We start from the raw sequence: 24,103 nt of genomic DNA on the forward strand, positions 1-24,103 counted from the left end.
GACTGTGATCTGATTCACGCCGCTACTCGCGAGGCAATGCTGCCCGCCGTGGAGAGGACGACGCCGATGCATGATGGAGGCTCCTTCACCGACCAGTCCGCTCTTCCCGACGGCGAGCCGGCCTCGGGCAGCCGCGTGATCCGGATCGCGTCGGTCGCGGCGTTGGGCGGATTGTTGTTCGGCTTCGACAGTGCCGTGATCAACGGGGCCGTCTCGGCGATCCAATCCGAGTTCGATGTCGCCGACGCCGTTCTCGGCTTCGCTGTGGCCGCGGCGCTGCTCGGCGCCGCCGCGGGCGCCATGACCGCGGGCCGGATCGCCGACCGCATCGGCAGGCTCAAGGTAATGAAGATCGCCGCGGTCCTGTTCTTCATCAGCGCGGTGGTCACCGCTTTCGCGCCCGATGTGTGGATCCTGGTCGTCGGCCGGGTGATCGGTGGTCTCGGTGTCGGTGTGGCCTCGGTCATCGCCCCCGCCTACATCGCCGAGACCTCGCCCGCGCGGATCCGCGGCAGGCTCGGATCACTGCAACAGCTGGCCATCGTGCTCGGCATCTTCCTGGCCCTGCTGGTGGACTACGTGCTCGCCCACCTCGCCGGTGGCGCGAGCGAGATCCTGTGGTTCGGGCTCGAAGCCTGGCGCTGGATGTTCTTGTCCATGGTGGTACCCGCCGTGGTCTACGGCGTCTTGGCCTCCACGATCCCGGAGTCGCCGCGCTACCTGGTCGCCACCCACAAGATCCCCGAGGCCCGGCGCGTGCTGTCGATGCTGTTCGGTGAGAAGAACCTCGAGCTCACCATCGGCCGGATCGAGGAGAGCCTGCGCAGCGATACCAAGCCGTCCTGGAAGGACCTGCGCCGACCGGCGGGCGGGCTCTATCCCGTCGTGTGGGTGGGGCTGATGCTGTCGGTGTTCCAGCAGGCGGTGGGCATCAACGTGATCTTCTACTACTCGAATGTGCTGTGGGAGGCCGTCGGCTTCGAGGAATCCCAGTCGTTCCAGATCAGCGTGTTCACCTCGGTGGTCAACATCGCCACCACGATCGTCGCGATCATGCTCATCGACAAGGTGGGCCGCAAACCGTTGCTGCTGACCGGCTCGATCGGAATGACCGTCACCCTGGCCACGATGGCTATCTGCTTCGGCGGCGCCGACCAGCTGCCCGACGCCGAAGGCGTCATGGAGCCACACCTGACCGGTGCGCTCGGTCCGATCGCGCTGGTCGCGGCCAACCTGTTCGTCGTGTTCTTCGGCATGAGCTGGGGCCCGGTGGTGTGGGTGCTGCTCGGGGAGATGTTCCCCAACCGGATCCGTGGCGCCGCGCTGTCGCTCGCGGCGGCCGGCCAGTGGGCGGCGAACTGGGCGATCACCGTCTCGTTCCCCAGCCTGAAGACCTTCTCGCTCGGCTTCGCCTACGGAATGTACGCGGTGTTCGCGCTGCTGTCGCTGGGCTTCGTCGCCAAGTTCGTACCCGAGACCAAGGGGATGTCGCTCGAGGACATGGACGAGGCCGCCGGCTACGAACGGCCCATCGCCAGCACCTGACCCCGCCCCAAGCGCCACCGGCTCGACCACGTCGTCACCATCGCAGTGCGGTCATCGATCACCCTTCGACGAGGAAGGCTGCGTGATGCATTCGGCCTACGGCTACCCAGCGCAGACGAACCGGGCATCGCGCGCGGTCCGCGGCGGTGAGACGGGCAACGCCCGGACCCACACGAGCGAGACCACCTCGTGGACGGTGGTCGAGGACGCCTGGAACCCGCAGCGCGCCAACTACTTCGAGACGATGTTCACCATCGGCAACGGGCGCCTGGGAACCCGTGGCTCGCTCGAGGAACGGCACACAGGGGCGTTGCCGGGCACATTCATCGCCGGTGTCTACGACGCCTACGACTCCCCGGTCATCGATCTGGTGAACGCGCCGGACTGGCTCGACAGCGAGGTCTTCGTCGACGGTCTGCGCCTGGACACCGAGTCCGCGCAGGTGGTCGAGCATCATCGTGCACTGGATCTGCGCAGCGGAGTCCTGCACCGCGACACCGTGTTCCGGCTGCCCAGCGGCGCGCGGGCCAGGCTGCGGACCGAGCGGTTCGCCAGTTCCGCCGACCGAGATCTGTGCTGTCTGCGGATCGAAGTGACGTGCCTGGATTACGCGGGGGCGGTCACGGTGCGGACCGGTATCGACGCGAACCGGCGCAATCTCGAACGGTTGCCGACCTACCACGAACAGACGGCATTCGGCTACGAACGCAAGTGGGACAAGTGGGCCAAGTCCACGCACCTGGTGTCGGTCGGTGCGGGATTCGACGGTGAGGTCGGCGTCATCGAAAGCCGCACCATCGACAGCGGGGTCGACCTGGCCTATGCCTTCACCTGCTCGGCCGACAGCGGGCAGCGTCACCAACGGGTCCGCCACGACGGCATCGAGGTGCAGTGGCATTTCGACGTGGGCGCAGACGAAACCGTGCGGGTGGACAAGCTCGTCGGTATCGCTACCAGTCGCGACTACCGAGCGATGCGCCCACCTCGGGCGCGCGCACTCGACACCGTCGCGCGCGCAGACTCGTTCGACACCGCCGCGGCGGCCAACCGGGCGGCGTGGGAGGGGATGTGGGCCGCCGCCGATTGCGAAGTGGTCGGCGACGATCGGGTGACCCAGGCGCTGCGGTTCGCGATCTATCACCTGCTCATCGCCGCGGACCCCGACGATCCGACCGTGAGCATCGGCGCGAAAGCGCTGTCCGGCGAGGGCTATCGCGGGCATGTCTTCTGGGATACGGAGGTGATGCTGCTGCCGTTCTTCCTGTTCACCCGGCCGCGCGCCGCCCGCGCGCTGCTGGGCTACCGCCACCACACCCTGCCCGGCGCACGGGAAGTCGCCGCCGACAACGGAACCGGCGGCGCGCGCTATCCGTGGGAATCGGCCGATACCGGCCGCGAGGAGTGTCCGCAATACACCCCGGACGGGAAGGACCGTTTCTACACCCGCGAAGAAGAACTGCACATCACCGCCGATATCGCCTACGCGATCATGCGCTACGCCGCCGTCACCGGCGATGACGACTACCTGTTCGGGCAAGGCTCGGAGATCCTGTTCGACACCGCTCGATTCTGGGTGCAGCGGTGCGTCGAGGACGGCGATCGGCTCGCCATCCGGACGGTGATGGGACCGGACGAGTTCCACTCCCACGTCGACAACAACGCGTTCACGAACAGGCTGGTGCACTGGCATCTTCAGCAGGCGGCGGCGGTGTACGAACGGATGTCGCGGGAACGGCCCCAGCGGGTGCACGAGCTCATGGCCTCGATCGGGCTGGAGGCGGATGAACCAGACCGGTGGCTCGCCACCGCGGACCGGCTGCGGGCGCCGACCGATCCCGACTGCGGTGTCATCGAACAATTCGACGGCTATTTCGATCGCACGGTGGTGCCCATCGTCGACTGGGACGACAACGGCATGCCGCGACTTCCGGTCGGCTACAGCCCTTTCGACTGCGAGACCACCTCGCTGCTCAAACAGCCCGATGTGGTGATGCTGCTGCACATGCTGCCCGACGAATACTCCCCGGCCACCCGGCGGCTGAACTACGAGTTCTATGAGCAGCGCACGATGCACAAGTCGTCGCTCAGCCCGTCGATCCATGCGATCGTGGGGTTGCAGGTGGGCGATTGCCGCACGGCGGAACGGTATTTCGAGCGGTCGGCGTTCGTCGATCTCGACGACAACCAGGGCAATACCGAAGAGGGAATCCACATCGCGTCGGCGGCGGGCACCTGGCAGGTCGCAACGCACGGCTTCGGCGGATTGCGCGCCGACGCCGACGGATTGCGTTTCGCACCCGCGCTTCCGGCGTCCTGGCAACGGTTACGGTACGCGGTGCACTGGCGGGGTCGGTCGGTGCGGGCCGATCTCGGGCACCGGGACGCGCGCTTCGAGCTGGTCGGTGCGGGGCCATCGGTGGAGATCACGGTGTGGGGTCGGCCGGTGACACTCGAACCCGGTGTCGTGGTCGAGGTCGGGGCGCCATGACCGGCGTCTTCGACGCGCAGGCGGTGCTGTTCGATCTCGACGGCGTCCTCACCGACACCGCGGCGGTGCATCGGCGGGCGTGGTCGGCGCTGTTCACCGAGTTCCTGCCCGCCATCGCGCCGGACGCCGCCCCTTACACCGATGCCGACTACTTCGCGCTGGTGGACGGCAAAGCGCGCGCGGCGGGCGTGCGGTCGGTGCTCGCCTCGCGCGGCGTGCGCGTGCCCGACGGCGAGCTGGACGATCCACCCGGCGCGCAGACGGTGCACGGGTTGGGCAACCGCAAGAACGTCCGTTTCACCGAGATCATCCGTGGTGACGGTGTCGAGGTGTTCGACGGGTCGTTGCGCCTGGTCGACGCGCTCGCCGCCGCCGGTGTCCCGATGGCGGTGGTGTCGAGCTCGCGCAATGCGGTGCTCGTGCTGGACACCGTCGGCCTGCTGGGCAGGTTCGCGATAGTGATCGACGGCGTGGTCGCCCACGACGAGCGCCTCGCGAGCAAACCGGCGCCCGACATGTTCCTCACGGCCGCGCGGGGTCTGGGCGTGGATCCGGTGCGCACGGTGGTGATCGAGGACGCGGTGTCGGGGGTCGAGGCGGGGCGCCGGGGCGGATTCCGGGTGATCGGGGTCGACCGGGGGACCGGCGCCTCGGCCTTGTGGGCCGCCGGTGCCGACGTCGTCGTCAGCGATTTGGCGGATCTGCTCGAAGACCAACGGGATCGGCGCAGGTCTGCCGTGTCGGGGGAGATCTGAGTTACTCGACTTGAACTGAACGAGCTTCCGGGTCGAGCAAGTATTCACGCTCGCCGACATGCGCGTGACCGACCGACGATCCGTGGGCCGCGCCCATTAGGCTGCGGCGGCGTCACGATCATGTCAGTGTGCTTCGATCAGGTCAGTTGTCCAATAGAGCCATTACCCAGAAGGTGACCATGCACGATCAGTTCTCGTCCGGAATCGGCCGTCGTGAAGTTCTGGCTGGCGCCGCCGGTGTCGTCGCGGGCCTGTCGCTGGTGGGGCTCACGCCCGCCGCGGCGGTGCCTGCCGAAGTGCCCAAGTTCACCCCGCAGGCCGGGCGTAACGTGCGGGTGCTGGTCACCGGCGACGCGGGCACCGGCACCCGCACCCAGTGGGCGGTAGCCGACGCGGCACGCGCATTCCACGCACGCCGGCCGTTCTCGCTCGCGGTGGGTCTGGGCGACAACATCTACGACACCGGACCCAACGGGCCCGACGACGAACAGTTCGCCACCAAATTCGAGAATCCCAATGCGGGACTGGACATTCCGTGGGCGATGGTGCTCGGCAACCACGACACCAGCTCGGTGTTCCCCGGCGACGGCGGCTGGCTGGCACGCGGCAACTTCGAGGTGGCCTACCACGCGAAGTCACAGCGCTGGTGGATGCCGAGCCGCTATTACTCGGTGCGCGTGCCCGAACAGAACCCGGTCGTGGAGTTCTTCGTGCTCGACATCAACCCCCTCGCGGCCTACATCCCGCCGTTCCTCGACCCCTACTGGGCCGTCGACGGGCCGTACATGAACGAACAGCGTGCCTGGCTCGACAGCGCGCTCGCCGAGTCCACCGCGCCGTGGAAGATCGCCTGCACCCATCAGGCCTACATCAGCAACGGCCCACACGGCGACGCGGGCAACTACGAGGGCCTGCCGGTCGAACCGATCAACGGCGTGCACGCCAAGCGCTTCTTCGAAGACCACGTGCTGGGCAAGGTGTCGTTTCTGCTGTCGGGCCACGACCACACCCTGCAGGTGCTCGAACCCACACCGGCGACCAAGGGCACCCGCCAGATCGTGTCGGGCGCGGCGGGCAAGACCGCGGGCGGTCAGCCGCGGCTGACGAGCGGTGCGCACAGCGCGCTGTTCGAAACCCAGCACGAACTGGGGTTCATGGTCTTGGACCTCACCGCCGACTCGGTGAACCTGACGGTGCTCACCGTCGACCCGGCCTCGGGCGCGAGCACCGAGGTCTTCGACCGGCGACTGGGCTGAGCGCGACCGGGTGCAGAAAACGCGGTGGCGGGAGGATGATCGGTGGATGGGCTTCTACACCGACCGGATCCTCCCGCACCTCACCGACAAAGTCTGCGGCGTCGCCCAGAACGGGCCGCTGCGCGAGCGAACCTGCGCCGGGTTACACGGCGAGGTGCTCGAAGTCGGGTTCGGGTCGGGCAACAACATCGGGTTCTATCCGGCCGCGGTCGAGCGGGTCAGCGGGGTCGAACCCGCCGATACCGCGTGGAAGATCGCCGCGAAACGTGTCGCGGGCAGCTCGACCCCGATCGAACGCGCGGGCCTGGACGGCCAGTCGCTGCCGTTTCCCGACGCCACCTTCGACACCGCCCTGTCGACGTTTACTTTGTGCACCATCCCCGACATCGCGGCGGCACTCGCCGAGATCGGCCGGGTCCTGCGCCCCGGCGGCACCTTGCACTTCGTCGAACACGGACTCGCGCCCGAAGAATCGGTGCAGCTCTGGCAGCATCGCCTCGACCCGATCCAGCAGAAGATCGCCGGCGGGTGTCACCTCTCGCGCGACATCGCGGGACTGATCACCGAAGCGGGTTTCGAGATCACCGAACTCGACCGGTTCTATCAGCCGGGCGCCCCGAAAGCGTGGGCGGCGTTGTCCCTCGGCGTCGCGCGTACTTCCTGAAAACAGCTGATCACCACGATCGGACCAGCGGAGCGTCATGCTCGCACCGCTGCCATTCGGCGGTGAGACGTCCCAGCCTCTGCGGTGCGGCGATGCTGCGCATGCCGGCGATCTTGTCCGCACGCATCTCCAGGATCGCGACGCCGAGGACTCGATCGCCGAGCGTGACGAGCACGGCCGGACAGCCGTTGGCCACAACCGCGTAGATCGACGGCGAGCCACCGGCGAGGCGTCGTTTGGCCGGGCTCGGTGTGAAACCGGCCCGCACCGCGGTGGCCAGGCGTTGCGGGCTCGCGTAGCGGATGAGCTTCGCGGCCGAGCCGCCGACGCCGTCGGAGATGCCGGTCGCGTCGTCGGTCAGCAGCGCGACCAGCCGGTCGGTGCGACCCGAGGTGGCGGCCTCGATGAACGCCTGGACGACCCGGCGGGCGGCGCCGTGGTCGATGTCGATGGTGGTGCGCGCGGCGGTGATCCGCCCTCGCGCACGGTGCAGGTGTTGCTGACTCGCCGACACGGTGATGTCGAGGATGCCGGCGATCTCGGCATGCCGGTACGCGAAGGCCTCGTGCAGCACGTACACGGCGCGTTCGGTCGGCGACAACCGTTCCATGAGCGTCAGCACTGCCAGGGTCACCGATTCGCGCTGCTCGACGGTGTCGGCGGGCCCGAGCATCGGGTCGCCGTCGAGCAGCGGTTCGGGCATCCAGGCGCCGACCGCGCGCTCGTGGCGCGCCTTCGCCGAGCGGAGCCGGTCCAGCGCCAGGTTGGTGACGATCTTGGTCAGCCACGCCTCCGGCACCTCGACATAGTCGCGGTCGGCGGCCTGCCACCGCAGGAACGCGTCCTGGACCGTGTCCTCGGCGTCGGCGGCCGAGCCGAGCAGACGGTAGGCGATCGAGGCCAGCCGGTGGCGGCTGGCCTCGAAACGCGCCACGGTGGCAGTGTCCATGAGCACGACTCTAGGTCGCGACCACGGCGTGGGGTCGATCGGCGACCGCGCGGTACCGGCGGCTGGGCATGCCGAAGGTGGGGTGGCTCAGGCTCCAGGGGTTGACCCCGAGGATCACCGCTTTGACGCGGGCGGCCGTTCGCCCGCGCAGGGCCCACGACTTCGATCGCGCGTCACCGTCGACCACCTGGAAGATCCCGTCCTTGCGGCCGAGGCTGATGTGGTTGCCCACATACGACAGTGAGGTCGTCGAGATCTTGCGCCCGGTCCGGTCTCCGACGATCGTGGCCGTGGCCTGCATGCTGGTGAATCCGGCGGACGCGCACGACATCGGCAACGGCAAACCGTTGTCGCCGATGACGGACGCGCTGTCACCGGCGACGTAGACGTCGGGGTGCGAGACCGACCGCATCTGCCGGTCGACGGTGATCTGCCCGTTGGGTTCCACCGCGAGACCGCTGGTCGCGGCGATCGGATGCACCGCGAACCCGGCTGCCCACACCGTCGCCTGCGCGGGGAAAGCGGTGCCGTCGGCGGCAACCGCGCCCGCCGCGTCGACCCGGGTGATGGTGGTGTTCTCGTGGACCGTGATCCCGAGCCGGTCGACGGCGTCGAACAGGTGGCGGCGGGCCTTGCCACCCAGCCACCCGCCGAGTTCACCGCGCGTGGCCAGGCCGACCTGGAGCCCTGGATGGGATTCGGCGATCTCGGTGGCGGCCTCGATCGCGGTCAGGTTGCCGCCGACCACCAGGACCTTCTCGTTCGTGCCCAGGTCGGCCAACCGGGCGCGCAGGCGCAGCGCGGCTGGGCGGGATGCCACGTGGTAGGCGTGCTCGGCGGCCCCGGCGATGCCGTGGACGGCGGCGGTACTGCCCAGCGAGTAGAGCAGAGTGTCGTATTCGAGCCTGTCGATGTCGTCGCCGTCGGCAATGGTGATCGTCCGGTGGTCGACATCGACGCCGCTCACCCGCGCTACCCGCAGCCGGATGCCGGTGCCCGCGAACACCTGCGTCAGCGGCAGGCGGCGCAGATTCTGCCCGGCGGCGAGTTGATGATTGCGCAGCCGCTCGGCGAAATCGGGTTCAGCGTTGACGACGGTGATCTCGAAGTCGTCGGAATGGAGTCGGCGGGCCAGTACCCCGGCGGAGAAGGCCCCGGCGTATCCGGCCCCGAGGACGACGATGCGGTGCTTCATGATTGGCTCCTGTCTGGTTCGCGTGCCTTCTGAACGAGACGGCCGCCGAAACCCTGACAGGATCGATCAGTGATGTAGGTCACGCCCGGGTGGCACGGGAGGTGGCGAGGAATTCGGTGATCGCGGTGGCGACGGTGGCAGGTTGGTCGAGCATCGACAAAACGTAGGCGTCGTCGATTTCGACCAGGCGGGAACGGGGAATCAGCGCCGCCAGGCGGTGGCCGTGGGAGCGGGGCATGACTTTGCCCGCGGACGACCACAGGACAAGGGTTTCGCCGGAGAAGTGCTGCAGGGCTTCGGTGTTGGTGACGAGTTCGCGCTTGTCGAAGCCGGAGCGGGTGTAGGCGAGCAGGTCGGCGCGGATGCGGGGGTCACGCAGGCCCGGTTCGGTCCAGGCGTGGACCAGGGCGTCGGGGAGGGGAGTTTTCGCCATCCAGCCGAACATCACGGGGCTGCGGCGCAGCCAGCCGATGCGCATCTGGCGCAAGGCCAGGGTGATGCCGCCGGGCAGGGCCGAGGCGAGCGTGGCGGTTTTGCCCGGGAGGCCGGGCGGGAAGTTGTCGAAGGCTTCGCTGGGGAAAATGATCAAGCGCCCGACTCGTTCGTCGAGGCCGTAGGCGGTGAGGAACAGGGCCCCGCCCCAGTCGGAGTGCACGAGGGTGACGTCGTGCAGGTCCAGTGCGGCGAGGAAGTCGGCGACGAGCTGATTGAGGCCGCGCAAGCTCAGGTCGGTGCCCGGGCGCAGGGGTTCGGGGTGGGCGCCCAGTGGTAGGTCGGGCAGGACGTAGCGGAAGCCGGTGGGCAGGTGGTCGAGGATCGAGTCCCAGACCGTGTGGTTCATCAACAGTCCGTGCAGCAGGACCACCGGGGGTCCTTCGCCGTGTTCGCGGTAGTGGATCCGGCCCGCATCGAGTTCGACGGTCGCCATGACATCCTCCCTTGCCCTCCACGGCTAGAGCGTTTGCTCTAGCGTGTTTGCTCTAGTCTGGTGGAGTGAGCGAGCAGATGTCAACGAGTACCCGCGAGCGACTGGTGACCGCGGTCGCGGAATTGATGCGTGTCCACGGCTACAGCGCGATCACCGTCAAACAGATCACCGCCGCCGCCGAGGCGCCGATGGGGTCGCTCTACCACCACTTTCCGCAGGGCAAAGTGCAGATCGCGGCCGAGGCGCTGCGCAGCACCGGCGCGGCCTACATCCAGCTGCTACCGCTGCTGATGGACCCGCACGAGGATCTGCGGGTGGCCGTGCCCGCCGCGTTCGACGACGCCGCGCGCACACTCGAGGAGTCGGGGTGGATGAACATGTGCCCTGTGGGCACCGTCGCGGGCGAGATCGCCGACAGCGAACCGGTTTTGCGGGAGGTGGCCGCGGAGGTCGTGCGGGACTGGATCGACCAGGGCACACGGTATTTCGTCGAACGCGGCGTCGGGCAAGACGTGGCACGCGAGCTGATCTTGGCGATGTTGGCCGCGCTGGAAGGGGCATTCATTCTGGGCCGCACACTACGTTCGGCCGAACCGTTGCGTGCGGCCGGTCAGGCGATGGAGGCGCGGGTGGATATGGTGCTCGCCGCGCGCGAGGGCGCTGTCGTCGATCGGTGATCACCCGGCACACCACGGTGGCCGTGTCACGGGCCCTGTGACACGGCTGTGGTTGCGCGAGTGGGTATCGCATCACGCGGCGGCGAGTGCTCCGGTGATCTTGCGAGTCATGTCGACCATCGTCGGGTTGGGCCGAGTCTGGTAGAGCTGGGCGGTGTCGAGGGCGACGGCGATGGTGTTGCGGAAGTTCTCGGCCTCCACCGGGTCGTACCGGCCGAGCAGACTCATCGCCGCGGTGAGTGCGGGCAATATCTGATCGGCGAGTTCGGCGACCGAAGAGCCGCTCAGTGCGATGCGCCCGGACTTCTCGGCCAGCACGTGCCCGACCACGCCGGTCGCCGACGACAGCGCGATGGTGCCGGTGGTGGCGATCTTGTGCGGCTTGCCGGTAGCCCCGCCCGCGGCGGCGAGCAGGGAGACCGCACCGTATGCGGCGGTGCGCACAGTGATCTTTTCCTGGGCGGTGAGGGTGACAGACATGGTGTTTCTCCTTGGGGTTCTGTTTGTGGGGGAAGGGAATCGGTACCGAGTCAGCGCGTGATCGAGGCGGTGGTCTCGATCTCACGGACGGCGTCGGCGATGGCGCGGAAATCCTTGCGCAGGATCGCGCCGTGGTTGCTGGCGACTTTGGCGCTGACGCGAATGTTGGGGTTGCTGTCGAGCACCGCGTCCAGTCCGGCGCGGATCTTCTCCTGCTCGTCGCCACGGCTGCCGAACGAGGTTCCCGAAGCGACCACATACCGCACCGGGACGGTGATGGCATTCAGCACCGGACCCAGTGCGCTCACGCTGGAGAGCTTGCCGAGTTCGATATTGCTGTCGGCCTGCTGCTGTGCGGTCAAACGGGGCGCGAGCCCGGTCGGGCGAGCCAGCGGCAGCACCCAGCTGAGCCGCTTGAACAGCTTGCGGATGCGCTGCTCCATCGCCTCGTCGAGCCAGTCGTAGGGGAACGCGCCGTCGACGAGGACCGCGCCGAGCGCGCCGGCCGGGTTGCGGCTGGTCCAGTGCGCCCCGAGGTAGGCACCGTAGGACCAGCCGACCAGGATCGGCTTCTCGGTGACACCTCTGGCCGCGAGGATCGCGTCGATATCGCGCACGCAGGTGTCGAAGGAGTAGTCGGCCGACTTCTTGGACTTGCCGCGGGCCCGCTCGTCGAAGGTGATGTGACGGTAGCCGGGGCCGAGGTCGGCGATGACTCGGCGCCAGTAGCCCTGGGTGGCGAACTGGCCGTTGAGGTAGACCACCGGGGTTCCGGTGCCGCCGGTGTCGGTGACGGCCAGTTCGGTGTCGTCGATTGTCACCATGCCGGTCCAGGGGGCGACGGTGCTGGTGGGGTTCGAGGAAGTCATTGTCGTGTCCTTGCGTTGCGGTGTTCGGCATTTACTGATGACTAAAAGGTAGATTGCGTTCACTCATCTGTCAACAGTCAACTTGAGTGAAAATGCGTGGTAGAGAACGATAAAGCGCTGATAGTGCAATGACAATGAGCGTGAATGCAACGGGCTCGTGCGTTGCGCTTTGCAATGAAATGAAGGTGAATGCATACTGGGCGTGGTGCGGGCCACCCGCTTCGTACCGGTCGACAGAGAGGTGACCAGCAGCGATGCCCGGAGGCAGACTCACCGACGCGGACCGTCAGCACATCGCCGCGGGGCTCGCGGACGGACTCGGCTACGCCGAGATCGGGCGCGCGCTCGGCCGGCCGGCCTCGACGATCATGCGCGAAGTCACTCGCAACGGCGGACCCGACGACTACCGGGCCGAACGCGCGCAGGCAGCCACCCAGCAGCGCGCACGCCGCCACAAGCAGGCCCAACCGCTCGCGCCACCGATCCCCGACGGTGGTTACGGGCGCGACCCCCGCGCGGTCGCCGACTTCACCGAATCGTTCACCGCGCTGCTCATCGAACAGGGTCTGCCCCGGATGGAAGCCAGAGTGCTTGCCTGCCTGCAGATCACCGACTCCGGAGCGCTCACCGCCGCCGAGTTGGTCGCGCGACTACGCGTGAGCCCGGCCTCGATCTCCAACGCGGTCGCCTTTCTCGAACAGCAGGGCATGCTGCGCCGCGAACTGGTTCCCGGTGAACGGCGCGAGCGCTACCTCGTCGACGACGACATCTGGCTGCGCAACCTCGTCGCCTCGGTGCAGATGCAGAACTCGTTGTCGGCCATGACCCGGCGCGGCGTCGAGATCCTGGGCCCCGATACCCCGGCCGGTGCCCGCTTCGAACAATCCGCCGAGTTCGTCGCCATCGTCGGCGCGGCACTGCGCCAGGCCATGGAGCAGTGGCGAGTGCGCCTGGCCGAACGCAGCGCCGAACGCGAGCTGAATACCGGGGCCTAACCCTGGGCTGTGAGAACTATCCGGGCCACCAGCGCTCGGTGATCGGCGCCGGGTACGGCGACAGTTTCGACGCTGGTGGCGCGGGCATTCGCGAGCAGGAAATGGTCGATGCCCACCAGCGGCGGGATGACCTTGTCGGTCGGGTAGGTGACCAGGTGACCCGCGCCGGCTTGGACCGCCGCGTCGGCGAAACGCCCCGACGCCAGGGCGCGGAAGCGGGCATGGTCGTAGGTGGCGTTGAAATCGCCGCCGGCGATCACGGGGCGATCGGTGGGGGACAGGCGCAGGATCTCGTGCAAGCGGGCGAGCTCGTCGGCCCAGACACCGGTGTCGTAGACGGGCGGGACGGGATGGAAGGCGTAGATCGCGACCGGGCCGAGCTCGGGGACGGTGGCGGTGGCCGAGATCTGATTGAGGACGTAGCCGTCGTATTCGACGGTGTCCGACAATGGGAATCGGCTCCAGATACCGGTACCGCTGGCAGTCTGGCCCGGTGCGAGGTAGCGGTGGGGCAGCAACTCGTCGAGGCCGGCCTGCGACAAGCTCGCCACGGCCGCGCGGGTGAGCTCGTTGACGGTCAGAATGGCGATGTCGCGCGCACGCACCTGGTCGACGAGCGCCCGCGGATCGGCACCGTCGAAGAGCAGATTGGCCTGCATCGCCACGATCGGCTGTCCCCGACCACCGTTCTGTGCGACATACAGCGGCACCTGTGTCGCGATCCCCGCGCCCGCCACCACCACGGCCACACCGGTCGCGATCCACTGCCTGGTCGCCGTGAAACCGGCGACGCCGAGCACCGCACCGCCCATCAGATAGGGCGCCCCCGAAGCCGCGAGGACGAGCGGCTCCAGCGGCCAGCGGATGAAATGCAAGGCGACCCCGGCAGCGCCGATCGCCGTCGCGGCACCGGCCAGCACGCGGACACCGACTCGGACAACCTGCGCTCGCATCACAACAGCCAAGCACGCCACCGGGACGCAGGCGAATTCCTAGTTCTGCTCACGCCGAGTTCGGCGCGCGAGCAGCGGCGCAAGGGTCCTGAGGGCGGCAGGTGGCGCGACGGGTGCGCGAATGGTGGTAGGAAAGGGGACGTGTCGGCATCTGGCGAGAATTCTGGTTCGAACGGGCGGTCCCGCGCGGAAGACGAGGTGGTGGAGCTGGTCAGCAAGCTGATCCAGTTCGACACCTCCAACACCGGCGAGCTGTCCACCACCAAAGGTGAGCGTGCGTGCGCCGAGTGGGTGGCACAGCAGTTGCACGAGGTCGGTTACGAGACCGAATACGTCGAATCCGGTGCGCCCGGGCGCGGGAACGTGTTCGCGCGGTTGAAGGGCGCCGATTCCAGCCGCGGGGCGCTGATGATCCACGGGCACCTCGATGTGGTGCCCGCCGAGGCCGCCGACTGGAGCGTGCACCCGTTCTCGGGCGCGGTGCGCGACGGCTACGTGTGGGGGCGCGGCGCGATCGACATGAAGGACATGGTCGGGATGACGCTGGCGCTGGCCCGCCAGTTCAAGGCCGAGGGCACGGTTCCGCCGCGCGATCTGGTGTTCGCGTTCCTGGCCGACGAGGAGAACGGCGGCAAATGGGGCTCGCAGTGGCTGGTCGAGCACCGGCCCGACCTGTTCGACGGTGTCACCGAGGCCGTTGGTGAGGTCGGCGGGTTCTCGCTGACCGTGCCCCGCCCCGACGGCACCGAACGCAGGCTCTACCTGGTGGAGACCGCGGAGAAGGGCCTGGGCTGGATGCGGTTGCGTGCCAAGGCCCGCGCCGGGCACGGGTCGTTCCTGCACGAGGACAACGCCGTCACCATCCTCGCCGAAGCTGTCGCGCGCCTGGGCCGCCACACCTTCCCGGTGGTGCTGTCGGACTCGGTGGCCGAGTTCCTCGCCGCGGTCAGTGAGGAGAGCGGGCTGGCGTTCGACCCGCACGGACCCGATATCGAAGGTCAGCTGGCCAAGCTGGGCACCATCTCGCGCATCATCGGCGCCACCCTGCGCGATACCGCGAATCCGACGATGCTGCAGGCCGGGTACAAAGCCAACGTCATCCCCCAGACCGCGGAGGCCGTGGTCGACTGCCGGGTGGTGCCGGGACGGCAGGCGGCGTTCGAACGTGAGGTCGACGAGCTGATCGGACCCGACGTGGAGCGGGAATGGATCACCAAACTCGACTCCTACGAGACCACCTTCGACGGCCACCTCGTCGACGCCATGAACGACGCGGTCCTGGCCCACGACGCCGACGGCCGCACCGTGCCCTACATGCTGTCGGGTGGCACCGACGCGAAAGCGTTCGCCCGCTTGGGGATTCGCTGCTTCGGTTTCGCACCGTTGCAGCTGCCTCCCGAGCTGGACTTCACCGCCCTGTTCCACGGGGTGGACGAGCGGGTGCCGGTGGCATCACTGGAATTCGGCACCCGGGTGCTGGAACACTTCCTTCTGCACAGCTGACCTCGACCCGAAAGGTCCTCGATGACTTACAACCCGTATGACGCGTTGCCGCAGGTGCCCTCGTTCACCGTTACCTCCGCCGACATCACCGATGGTCAGCCCTTGGCCAACGATCAGGTGTCGGGAGTGTTCGGTGCCGGCGGCAAGGACATCTCGCCGCAGCTGAGCTGGTCCGGATTCCCCGAGGGCACGCAGAGTTTCGCGGTGACGGTGTACGACCCGGACGCACCGACCGCGTCGGGGTTCTGGCACTGGGCCGTGGCCAATATTCCGGCATCGGTCACCACCCTCGATACCGGTGCGGGCAGCGAAGGCGGGAGCCTGCCCGCTGGTGCGGTGAGCTTGCGCAACGACGGTGGTTTTCCCGGCTTCGTCGGTGCGGGTCCGCCGAAAGGCCATGGTCCACACCGGTATTTCGTGGTCGTGCACGCCGTCGACGTGCCCGAACTCGAGGTCGGACCCGACGCCACGCCCGCCTACCTGGGGTTCAACCTGTTCTTCCACACGCTGGCCAGGGCCACCCTGATCGGGACCTACGAACAGAACTGAGAACGCGCAACGGCGGTGGCCCTGAGACTTCCAGGGCCACCGCCGTTTTCGCAACTACTTCACGTTGACGACATGCTCGGGCGGGGTCGCGGCGTAGAGCTCGGCGATGGTCTCGGCGTACTTGTTCGAGATCGGGGTGCGCTTGAGCGACATCTTCGGTGTCAGCTCGTCACCGCCGGGCTCCCACAGGTTCTCGACGATCACGAAACGCTTGATCTGCTCCACCCGCGAGAGCTTGCGGTTGCCCGCGAGCACCGCTTCCCTGACCTCGTCGACGATCTCCTTGCGCCGGGCCAGTTCCGCGTGGGTGGCGTCGGTGGCGCCGAAGTCCTTGGCGCGCAATGCGGCGACGTCGGGGTCGAGCATGATCAGGGCGGTGATGTAGGCGCGGGCCTCGCCGATCGCGACGGCCTGGCCGATCATCGACGAGGCCGCCTTCATGGCGTTCTCGATATTGGAGGGGGCGATGTTCTTGCCCGCTTCGCTGATGATCAGTTCCTTCTTGCGATCCACGATGCGCAGGTAGCCGTCGGCGTCGAGGGTGCCGATGTCGCCGGTGTGCAGCCAGCCGTCGTCGTCGATCGCCTCGGCGGTCTTGTCGGGCATGTTGCGGTAGCCGGGGGTGATGATCGGGCCGCGCAGCAGCACTTCACCATCGGCGTCGAGACGCAGTTCGCACCCGTCCATCACCCGGCCGACCGAGCCCGGGCGCGGTTTGTCGAGTTCGGTGTAGGTGCCGACGCCCGCGGTTTCCGACATCCCCCACACCTCGGTGACGGCGAAGCCGAGGCCGAGGAAGTACTCGAGGGTCTCCGGCGGTACCGGCGCGGCACCGGAGGCCGCACACTTCAGCTCCGCGAACCCGAGCGCCTCACGCAGTTTCGCCAGCACGAGCGTGTCGGCGATCTTGTGCTGCACGCCGAGTACCAGCGAACTCTCACCGGCCAGCTTCGCCTTGGCCTGCGCGACGCCGACACCGATCGCCCAGTTGGCCAGTGCCTTCTTGACCGGGCTCGGCTCGACCGCGAGCTTGTTCTCGATCCCCGCCTTGATCTTCTGCCACACCCGCGGCACACCGAAGAACACCGTCGGACGGGCGTCCGGCAGAGCGGCGGCGATCTCCCGCGGATCGGTGACGGTGGTGATCTGGATGCCGGTGAGCAGGCTCATGGCATGCGCGGAGATGCGGTCGGCGACGTGCGCGGCGGGCAGATACGACACCGCGCGGTCGTCGAAACCGACCGGCAGCGGACCCGAGACCAGGCCGACGACCTGGGCGATCACATTGCTCTGGGTGAGCTCGACGCCCTTGGACGGGCCGGTGGTGCCGGAGGTGTAGATCAGGGTGGCCAGGTCGCCGGGCTGGACCGCCTGCCAGGCCGCGTCGAAATCGAAGTCCGGTGCGGGATCGGATTCGAGCTCGGCCAACGTGACGGTGCCCTCGGCGGTGCCGTCGACGATGACGGTGTGCTCGATCTCGGCGCCCGAGGCGCGGATGGTGTCGAGGAACGCCTGCTCGGTGATGACCACCGTGTTGCCCGCGTTGGCGAACACGTGCGCGATCTGTTCGGTGGAACTGGTGTTGTACACCGAGAACGGGATGGCGCCCAGGTGCAGGGCGGCTGTGTCGATCAGGTTGAACTCGGGTCGGTTGGTGAGCATGATGCCGACCGCGTCACCGTGACGCACACCGAGTTTCGCCAACCCGGCGGCCAGTGCGCGCACCCTCGTCGCATATTCGGCCCAGGTGATCTCCTGGGTGCCACCGACCGTGCGCAAGGCGATCTGGTCGGGCCGCAACGCGGCGGTCTGCTGGAAGGCGGCGGGCACGGTGTGCACCGTGACCCCGGATGCGTGCGCGAAACCGATGTCTGTCATATCCCTGTTCCCATAGGCCGAGCTGGACGCCGAGCCAATGCGAGCGAAACTGCCTCGTTGTCTCGAGACAGGGGCGGCAACAGTGGCGTGGCTCACTTATCGTAACCGGACATACGGGATTACGAGGGGGGTTACCGGCGACCTCGTGGTCGCCACCACGACCGCGCCCGCTCCGATCGCTGCTCGTCGGCGAGCGGATCGGCGGGGATGGTGTGCTGGCGGTGGCGCCGTTTGGCCTGCAGATATTGCCTGCCGCGCGGGGAGTGCAAGGCGATCGTGAGGGCGACGGGCTCGACGGTGATCCCGGCCTCGGTGAGCGCCCGGCACTTGTCGGGGTTGTTGGTGAGCAGCCGGACCCGGGTGAGTTCGAGGTCGCGCAGAGCGTGCGCGGCGGGCTCGTAGCGGCGGGTGTCGGCGTCGAGGCCGAGGCGCCGATAGCTGTCGAAGGTGTCGGTGCCGGACTGTTCGCTCTCCCGGTAGCCGCGGGCCTTCCAGATCAGGCCGGCCCCGCGACCTTCCTGTTCGAGGTAGACGAGCACACCGGCGCCCTCGGCCTGGATGCGGTCCATCGACTCGGTGAGCTCCCCGCCGCAGTCGCAGTCGTCGGAGCCGAGACCCTCGCCGTAGAGGCATCGCGAGTGCACCCGCACGAGGCAGCCGTCGCGGGGCTCGCCGAAGAGGAAAAGGTGCCCGCCGTCGTCGCGGTCCGGGATCTCGATCACCCGAATCGGTAGCTGCTTGCCCTGGCGACCCAGTCGGTGTGCGGTATCGGCACCGGTTTCCCCGGTCCTGGCACCGCCGAACGACAGAATGGTCAACGATCCTCCGTGCGTGGACAGGGCGACAAGGCGCCGATGCCGGACAGGCGTGAGCTGAATGTCGCGACCTTACCCCCGGATCAGGCCGGGGGCGCGTACAGGCGCACGATGCGGTCGATCTCCTCGGCACTCGGCATCGACACCGCCACCGCGCCCAGATTCTGGGTCGGAATCATCGCCGCGGTCGCCCACACGAAATCAGTTGCGGTGAGCGGGGTTCCGGAATTGACGAGACGATAGGCCAGCGCGCCGGTGAAGGCGGCGGCGGCACCGACCGAGGCCTTGAGTACCTGCGGGAAATGGTCGATGACTGTCTCGATCGTGTCGGAGGCGACCACACACCGGAAGTTCTCGACTGTGCACACGGTCCCGACTCCGAGGCCGCGCAACAGCCGGGCGATATCGGCGGCGGATTCGGCGGATACATCGGGCAGCAGCGCGTCGAGGTCCGCGGCCGCGCCGACGAGGTAGTCGACCGCGCCCAGATGTCGATACAGGCTCTGCGGCACCGGCATGGCCGGTGTCGGACACACGATAACGGGTGGTTTGGGTCGCATCTGCGACACCATCGACAGCACCTGCTCGATCACCGAAGGTGGCGGTTCGAAACTCAGGATCACCGCATCCGAGGCTTCCAGGGCGGCGCGGAGTTCGGGACGGTGGAGGTCTTCGTCTTGGAGCTGGACGCGATTGTCACGGCAGCCGATGATGCGGCTCTCGCCGTTGGGGGTGATCACCACGGCGGTGACCAGCGATGTCGCGAACGGAACAACTTTGACCAGGTCGAGGTGGACGCGTTCGGATTCGATGAATTCGAGGATGCGACGGCCGTATTCGTCGCCGCCGACGGCACAGACCAGATGCACGCCGATGCCGAGACGGGCTGCGGCGACCGCCCGGTTCAGCCCTTTGCCGCCGGGGTGCCCGGTAAAGCTGCCGCTGGCCGCGTTGTCGGCGGCCGGGAAGGAGTCGACCCGGTAGAGGTGATCGATGACGGCGTCACCGAAGACCGTGACGACACCGCGTTGCGTGGGCACGGCGGTGGTTTGGGCGACGGAGGGTCCGGCCATCGGATAGCCGGAATCGGTGGCGAGCAGCCCGGCGAGCGCGGTGAAGGCGTTGTGTTCGGAGACCGTACGCAACCGTTTGACGGTGGGAGCCTCCGGAACGGGGTCGACATCGAGCAGGGTGTGCAGCGCGATCCACTGCTCGGTCAAGGCCTCTCGACGTTCCCCGAGGTTGTCTGCGTACAGGCGTTCGACATCGACACCCACGCCGGAGCGGTCGCGGAACAGCCCGAGCGAGAGTGCCGCGTCCACGATCAGCCGGTCCGTCGGCGCCAGCCACTGCGTGACCTCGCGCACCACGGGCAGGATCGAGGCCTCGACACTGGCGCCGGTACGCCGTGCGTGCCGGCGCACCGACAGCAGCTCTAGCAGCGGCGCAGCGTCGATCTCGGTGTGGCGCAGGCGTTCTGCGTTCAAGCCCGCGTACTTGCCCAGCCTGGCCAGGATGGAGCGGATCGCGGCGACGCGGGCGTCCTGGGGAACCATCGGCATGCTGCCTCCCGTCCACTTGTCGAGGCCGGCGCGCACCCGATCGGGGCGGACGCCGCACTGCGATCGCCACAATGCCGGGTTTGCCACGCCCGAAATCCGGCAATTACCTACTAACAATGGCAATTGACCAAGACAATTGGCAAATGCCACACTGGATTACGGGGAGTGGATGCCCCGCCAGACGCTCGGGGAGGGCGCAGCGCCCCGCCGGGGAAGGCAGGTCCGCGATGGTTATTCATGGCACAGACGACACGTTACGCAGCGACCGCACGCCGGAATTCGCCCAGCGAACCGACACCGGCGGCTGGCGATTGAGCTGGTTGCCCGAGTACACCCTGACCCGTGAGCAGGCATGGGCGGGCATGGAGCTCGACGAACTCGTCAGCGACCTCGCCGCGGTGCACGACCGGCTCGCGCACGCCGAGATCAGTGCCCGCGCCGATCTGCTCGGCATCATCTGGCAGCAGGCTCTGATCAAGCTCGCCAAGCGCATCGACGCTCGCCGGGACGGCGACGACGCGCCAGCAGAGGAGTCGTTGCACGATCCACCGGCGCAACTGTCCCGGCTACGCCCGGCCCGATCGATGCACGACGACCGGGCGCCCCAGGCGAACTACGGCTGAGAACTCAGGCCGAGTGGGCGCGGTGCTCGGCGCCGACGGCGTCGGACAGGCGGGCGTAGCCACCCGCGCGCAGGTTGGCGGCGATGCCGCGGTGGACACGGGTGGTCCAGAAGGGGCCACCGTAGATGAACCCGGTGTAGCCCTGCAGCAGAGTGGCCCCGGCAAGGATGCGGGCCCAGGCCTGCTCGGGGGTTTCGATGCCGCCCACCGAGATCAGGACCACCCGATCGCCGACGCGAGTGTAGAGGCGGCGCAGGACCTCCAGCGCACGTTCCGCCACGGGGGCGCCCGACAGCCCGCCCGCGCCCATGGCTTCGACCTCGGCGGCCGGGGTGGCCAGGCCGTCGCGGCGGATGGTGGTGTTGGTGGCGACGATGCCCGCCAGACCCAGCTCGACCGCGAGGTCGGCGACGGCGTCGATGTCGTCGTCGGACAGGTCGGGGGCGATCTTCACCAGGACCGGTACCGACACGCTGTCGAGCACAGCCTGCAGGATCGGGCGCAGCGACTCCACGGCCTGCAGGTCACGTAGGCCGGGGGTGTTGGGGGAGGACACGTTGACGACGACGAAGTCCGCGAGCGGACCGAGTAATCGGGCGCTGGTCGCGTAATCGCCCGCGGCGGCGTCGGGTTCGGTGACCTTGGTCTTGCCGATGTTCGCGCCGATCGGGACGGTGGGGCGCGCGCCGTGCAGGCGAGCGGCCGCGGCGGCGGCACCGTGGTTGTTGAAACCCATCCGGTTGATCAGGGCGTGGTCGGCGGGCAGCCGGAACAGTCGCGGCGCGGGGTTGCCGGGCTGGGCATGCGCGGTGACCGTGCCGATCTCGGCGAATCCGAAACCCAGTGTGCCCCAGGCATTCACGCCGTCGGCGTTCTTGTCGAAACCGGCGGCCAGACCCAGCGGCGCGGGGAAGTCGACACCGAACGCGGTGGTGGCCAGGATCGGATCCCCCACCACGGTGAGCTTGCGGGCCAGCCAGCGCGTCGGCGGGAACCAGGTGGCGAAACGCAGCGCGGCGAACACCAGGTGATGCACCCGCTCCGGCGGGATCAGGAACATCAGGCGTAACAGGAGGGCGTACATGGTCGGCTCACAATCCGGGTTCGGGCACAGGCAGGACGGCATTCTTGCGGCGGCGCAACAGCACCCGGCGACTGCCGTCGGTGTAGGCGCGCACCCGGGACAACTCCCAGCCACCGAATTCGGCCTGGATGGCCAGTCGCATCGAGGCGGTGACACGGTTGACCTCGGGTGGCAGCCGCAGGGGCACGTATTCGTAGTCGTCGTTGCTGGTTTCCCAGCTCGGCGGTAACGCCGAGCGCGCATTGCGAGGTGTGGCCATCACTGCCCTCTCTTTTGCTCTTGCACGCCGATCCGCTGCAGGCCATCGCCCGCGGCCGAGGCGACGAACAGGTCGCCGGTGCGTTCGTCGACGGTGATCGCGTCGGGTTGGCGCAGTGTCGCCAGCCTGGCCACCTCGACACCGATGCCGGTCGACAGGTCGTAGCCGACGACCTCGTTGCTCAGCGTGGCGCTCACCCACACCAGCTCCGACCGCGAGTCGTAAGCGAGCGCGTAAGGCGATGATGATACCGGGAAACGCTGGCGCAGCACGAGCGGACCGGCCGAGTAGACCAGCAGTTCACCGCCCGCGGTGTCGGCCACGATGATGCGGCCGTGCGGGTCGGTGATGGCGTTGGTGGCGCCGTCGCCAGCGCGCAGCATCAGGCCGAGCGCGTCCTCGCGCACCGCGACGACGGCGGTTTGCTTGCGGTCGAGCACAGTGATGTTCTCGCCGGTCACCGCGATCGCGTCGGCCGAGACGAGACCGGTGATCGTGCGGGTGACGGTGCCGTCGGCGTTCAGTTCGCGCACGGTGCCGTCGGCGGTGCCGACGACGAGTGTGCCGTCGGTGCGAGTGTGCACGCTGTGCACGTCACCGTCGACAGCGGTCTCGGTAAGCGCGCCGGTGCCCGCATCCACCCGCAGAACCCGGTTGGGGGCGGCGACGAGGACTTCGCCGGGCTTGCCCTGGGCCAGTGACGCGCCGGCGGCAGGGAGGGCGACCGCGCGTGAGGTTGCCGGTGCGGCGGGGTCGATCAGCGACAGCGTGGTGCCCGCGGTATCGAGGGCGGCGAGCAGACCGGTCGAGCGTTCGGCGAGCAGTGCTTTGGTCGCGGCCGCGGTGAAGACCCGCCCCGCGGGATCGACCGCGGCGGGCGAGACCGCCGCGGTCGCGGGCGCCCTGGTCGGCACATCGGGACCGCCGTCTTCACCGCTGCACCCGGTCAGTACCACCAAAACCGCCGCGCCGACCAACGCAGAGGCGACCGAGCCACGAGGGCGCATGCACCGAACTCCTTCAATCCGCACGAGGTGACTGCCTTGATCACCATCTGACCATGATGACTCACCAGTAGCTCCGACCGGGTATCTGGCGTCGGAGCTGTCGGTGACGCGCGTTACTGTTGACGTGTCGAGCAATTGATCGCCATGCAACGGCAGGAGATCCCCACGATGACCGACCGGACACCGGCGGGTTTCGGCATCGATGACATCTCTGTGGGACCGTTCGCCCACGGCTTCGGCACCACCGACGACGGTCACCCCTTCGCCTTCCGCACTCACCGCGCCACCCTCACGGTGCAGATCTATCGCGCCGACCTGGGCGACGCGGTGCCCAGATCCGACGACGTGGTGGCCCAAGCCCAGGCGCAGGTGACCGACATCGACCTCGGCGACGAACGCAGCGTCAGCGCCTTCGTGCGCGATCTACTCCTCGACGCCGACCCTGTCGAGGCGCCCGCAACCAGTGACATCTCCACAGTTCGCGCCATCCTGGGACGGATCAGTGCCGTCATTGATGGTATGTAGATGGTGATGTCTTCCACACTTTCCGCCAGGGCCGCTGCGGCCACCGCCTGCCTCACGGCCCTCGTCGCCCTCGCCGCGTGCGCGGGAACCACCGACGAGGCCTCGGTCGACGCCGCACGGTCTTCGGCCAACGCCTCCCTCGCTTCCTCCGTCGCGACCTCGGCCAGCAAGGCCAATGTGCCGCTGCCGACCGCCCAACAGCTCGACGCGCAGATCAAACGCGCGCTCGACCCCAACCTGCCCGATGTCGAACGCACCGAACTGATCGAAGACGGCGCCGCGTTCTCCGACGCCATCCCCGACATGTACAAGGCGCTGCGCGACAACCCCCACGCGGTGTACGGCGTCGTCGACCCGGTCTTCGACAACCGTGACGGCACACTCACCGCCACCATGCGCCTGGACAAGGACGGTTCGGGCACCAACGTGCGCACCACCATCGTGCATTTCGTGTTGCTCGACGGTAAGTGGAAGATCTCGCGCACCGACCTGTGTGGCATCCTGCGCTCGGCCGACTACCGCACCGCCGCCTGCGGCTGAGATG

24 protein-coding genes are annotated in these 24,103 nt (G+C 68.1%); 12 read left to right on the top strand and 12 right to left on the bottom strand.

All coding sequences use genetic code 11. The features are described 5' to 3' along the window. Nucleotides 1–66 precede the first annotated feature (66 nt). The 5 genes from ACFVVI_RS09925 (at nt 67) to ACFVVI_RS09945 (ending at nt 6,708) form a co-directional block, all read left to right on the top strand. Nucleotides 67–1,545, top strand: a complete 1,479-nt coding sequence (locus tag ACFVVI_RS09925; protein WP_387444929.1) for a sugar porter family MFS transporter — start codon at nt 67–69, stop codon at nt 1,543–1,545. An 85-nt stretch (nt 1,546–1,630) separates the two neighbouring features. Further along, nucleotides 1,631–4,033 carry a glycoside hydrolase family 65 protein gene (locus ACFVVI_RS09930; RefSeq protein WP_387445371.1) on the top strand — a complete coding sequence of 801 codons (2,403 nt, stop codon included), beginning with the start codon at nt 1,631–1,633 and terminating at the stop codon, nt 4,031–4,033. Next, on the top strand, nt 4,030–4,788 hold the full coding sequence (locus ACFVVI_RS09935; protein WP_378991867.1) for an HAD family hydrolase: 759 nt from the start codon (nt 4,030–4,032) through the stop codon (nt 4,786–4,788). The genes ACFVVI_RS09930 and ACFVVI_RS09935 overlap by 4 nt, the downstream gene beginning before the upstream one ends. A gap of 179 nt (nt 4,789–4,967) precedes the next feature. Beyond that, entirely contained in the window at nt 4,968–6,044 is a 1,077-nt protein-coding gene (locus ACFVVI_RS09940; RefSeq protein WP_378991866.1) for a metallophosphoesterase, read from the top strand. Nucleotides 6,045–6,090: 46 nt separating this feature from the next. Further along, nucleotides 6,091–6,708, top strand: coding sequence for a methyltransferase domain-containing protein (locus ACFVVI_RS09945; protein WP_387444931.1), 618 nt, complete (start codon nt 6,091–6,093; stop codon nt 6,706–6,708). Between the two features lie 10 nt (nt 6,709–6,718). Here the strand turns inward: ACFVVI_RS09945 and ACFVVI_RS09950 are convergent, their stop codons facing one another. The 3 genes from ACFVVI_RS09950 to ACFVVI_RS09960 all read right to left on the bottom strand — a co-directional run bounded on the left by ACFVVI_RS09950 (nt 6,719) and on the right by ACFVVI_RS09960 (nt 9,780). Further along, nucleotides 6,719–7,657: a sigma-70 family RNA polymerase sigma factor gene (locus ACFVVI_RS09950; protein ID WP_378991864.1), complete on the bottom strand. Its 939-nt coding sequence runs from the start codon at nt 7,655–7,657 to the stop codon at nt 6,719–6,721. 10 nt (nt 7,658–7,667) lie between these two features. Further along, on the bottom strand, nt 7,668–8,852 hold the full coding sequence (locus tag ACFVVI_RS09955) for an NAD(P)/FAD-dependent oxidoreductase (protein ID WP_387444933.1): 1,185 nt from the start codon (nt 8,850–8,852) through the stop codon (nt 7,668–7,670). Nucleotides 8,853–8,931: 79 nt separating this feature from the next. Next, nucleotides 8,932–9,780 carry an alpha/beta fold hydrolase gene (locus ACFVVI_RS09960; protein ID WP_387444934.1) on the bottom strand — a complete coding sequence of 283 codons (849 nt, stop codon included), beginning with the start codon at nt 9,778–9,780 and terminating at the stop codon, nt 8,932–8,934. Between the two features lie 65 nt (nt 9,781–9,845). On the opposite strand from ACFVVI_RS09960, the gene ACFVVI_RS09965 reads away from it, so the two are divergent. Then, nucleotides 9,846–10,457 carry a TetR/AcrR family transcriptional regulator gene (locus ACFVVI_RS09965; RefSeq protein WP_387444936.1) on the top strand — a complete coding sequence of 204 codons (612 nt, stop codon included), beginning with the start codon at nt 9,846–9,848 and terminating at the stop codon, nt 10,455–10,457. A 72-nt stretch (nt 10,458–10,529) separates the two neighbouring features. On the opposite strand, the gene ACFVVI_RS09970 is transcribed toward ACFVVI_RS09965, so the two are convergent. Further along, complete coding sequence (locus ACFVVI_RS09970; RefSeq protein ID WP_387444938.1) at nt 10,530–10,937, bottom strand: hypothetical protein; 408 nt, start codon at nt 10,935–10,937, stop codon at nt 10,530–10,532. 50 nt (nt 10,938–10,987) lie between these two features. Beyond that, nucleotides 10,988–11,806 (bottom strand): alpha/beta fold hydrolase, encoded by an 819-nt coding sequence (locus ACFVVI_RS09975; RefSeq protein WP_387444939.1) that lies wholly within the window; start codon nt 11,804–11,806, stop codon nt 10,988–10,990. A 254-nt stretch (nt 11,807–12,060) separates the two neighbouring features. Between ACFVVI_RS09975 and ACFVVI_RS09980 the strand changes: the two genes are divergently transcribed. Then, on the top strand, nt 12,061–12,801 hold the full coding sequence (locus tag ACFVVI_RS09980) for a helix-turn-helix domain-containing protein (protein WP_387444941.1): 741 nt from the start codon (nt 12,061–12,063) through the stop codon (nt 12,799–12,801). Here the strand turns inward: ACFVVI_RS09980 and ACFVVI_RS09985 are convergent. Continuing rightward, the gene (locus ACFVVI_RS09985; protein WP_387444943.1) at nt 12,798–13,754 is read right to left on the bottom strand and encodes an endonuclease/exonuclease/phosphatase family protein; all 957 of its coding nucleotides are present in this window, start codon (nt 13,752–13,754) and stop codon (nt 12,798–12,800) included. The two genes, ACFVVI_RS09980 and ACFVVI_RS09985, sit on opposite strands and share 4 nt — an antisense overlap. Nucleotides 13,755–13,895: 141 nt before the next feature. On the opposite strand from ACFVVI_RS09985, the gene ACFVVI_RS09990 reads away from it, so the two are divergent. Both ACFVVI_RS09990 and ACFVVI_RS09995 read left to right on the top strand, forming a co-directional pair. Further along, on the top strand, nt 13,896–15,257 hold the full coding sequence (locus tag ACFVVI_RS09990) for a M20/M25/M40 family metallo-hydrolase (protein ID WP_378991853.1): 1,362 nt from the start codon (nt 13,896–13,898) through the stop codon (nt 15,255–15,257). A gap of 21 nt (nt 15,258–15,278) precedes the next feature. Continuing rightward, entirely contained in the window at nt 15,279–15,806 is a 528-nt protein-coding gene (locus ACFVVI_RS09995) for a YbhB/YbcL family Raf kinase inhibitor-like protein (protein ID WP_387444944.1), read from the top strand. A gap of 54 nt (nt 15,807–15,860) precedes the next feature. Here the strand turns inward: ACFVVI_RS09995 and ACFVVI_RS10000 are convergent, their stop codons facing one another. The 3 genes from ACFVVI_RS10000 to ACFVVI_RS10010 form a co-directional block, all read right to left on the bottom strand. Further along, complete coding sequence (locus ACFVVI_RS10000) at nt 15,861–17,684, bottom strand: AMP-dependent synthetase/ligase (RefSeq protein WP_387444946.1); 1,824 nt, start codon at nt 17,682–17,684, stop codon at nt 15,861–15,863. A gap of 131 nt (nt 17,685–17,815) precedes the next feature. Next, a complete protein-coding gene (ribA, locus tag ACFVVI_RS10005; RefSeq protein WP_378991850.1) occupies nt 17,816–18,502 on the bottom strand; it encodes a GTP cyclohydrolase II RibA in 687 nt (228 codons plus the stop codon). An 80-nt stretch (nt 18,503–18,582) separates the two neighbouring features. Next, nucleotides 18,583–20,061, bottom strand: a complete 1,479-nt coding sequence (locus ACFVVI_RS10010; RefSeq protein ID WP_387444948.1) for a PfkB family carbohydrate kinase — start codon at nt 20,059–20,061, stop codon at nt 18,583–18,585. Between the two features lie 227 nt (nt 20,062–20,288). On the opposite strand from ACFVVI_RS10010, the gene ACFVVI_RS10015 reads away from it, so the two are divergent. Next, the gene (locus ACFVVI_RS10015) at nt 20,289–20,684 is read left to right on the top strand and encodes a hypothetical protein (RefSeq protein ID WP_387444950.1); all 396 of its coding nucleotides are present in this window, start codon (nt 20,289–20,291) and stop codon (nt 20,682–20,684) included. A 4-nt stretch (nt 20,685–20,688) separates the two neighbouring features. On the opposite strand, the gene ACFVVI_RS10020 is transcribed toward ACFVVI_RS10015, so the two are convergent. From ACFVVI_RS10020 to ACFVVI_RS10030, 3 genes are read right to left on the bottom strand one after another with little or no spacing between them, the layout of a single operon-like run. Beyond that, on the bottom strand, nt 20,689–21,768 hold the full coding sequence (locus tag ACFVVI_RS10020; protein WP_387444951.1) for a quinone-dependent dihydroorotate dehydrogenase: 1,080 nt from the start codon (nt 21,766–21,768) through the stop codon (nt 20,689–20,691). A 7-nt stretch (nt 21,769–21,775) separates the two neighbouring features. Then, nucleotides 21,776–22,027, bottom strand: coding sequence for a DUF5703 family protein (locus ACFVVI_RS10025; RefSeq protein WP_378652767.1), 252 nt, complete (start codon nt 22,025–22,027; stop codon nt 21,776–21,778). Next, nucleotides 22,027–23,034 carry a YncE family protein gene (locus tag ACFVVI_RS10030; RefSeq protein ID WP_387444952.1) on the bottom strand — a complete coding sequence of 336 codons (1,008 nt, stop codon included), beginning with the start codon at nt 23,032–23,034 and terminating at the stop codon, nt 22,027–22,029. Before ACFVVI_RS10030 ends, ACFVVI_RS10025 begins: the two co-directional genes overlap by 1 nt. Before the next feature lie 168 nt (nt 23,035–23,202). Between ACFVVI_RS10030 and ACFVVI_RS10035 the strand changes: the two genes are divergently transcribed. Beyond that, a complete protein-coding gene (locus ACFVVI_RS10035) occupies nt 23,203–23,559 on the top strand; it encodes a hypothetical protein (RefSeq protein WP_378629053.1) in 357 nt (118 codons plus the stop codon). A 6-nt stretch (nt 23,560–23,565) separates the two neighbouring features. Then, nucleotides 23,566–24,099 carry a hypothetical protein gene (locus ACFVVI_RS10040; RefSeq protein ID WP_378991844.1) on the top strand — a complete coding sequence of 178 codons (534 nt, stop codon included), beginning with the start codon at nt 23,566–23,568 and terminating at the stop codon, nt 24,097–24,099. Nucleotides 24,100–24,103: the final 4 nt, after the last annotated feature.

Origin of the sequence: Nocardia sp. NPDC058114 (genome assembly GCF_042884695.1) — a bacterium.
Classification (GTDB): domain Bacteria; phylum Actinomycetota; class Actinomycetes; order Mycobacteriales; family Mycobacteriaceae; genus Nocardia.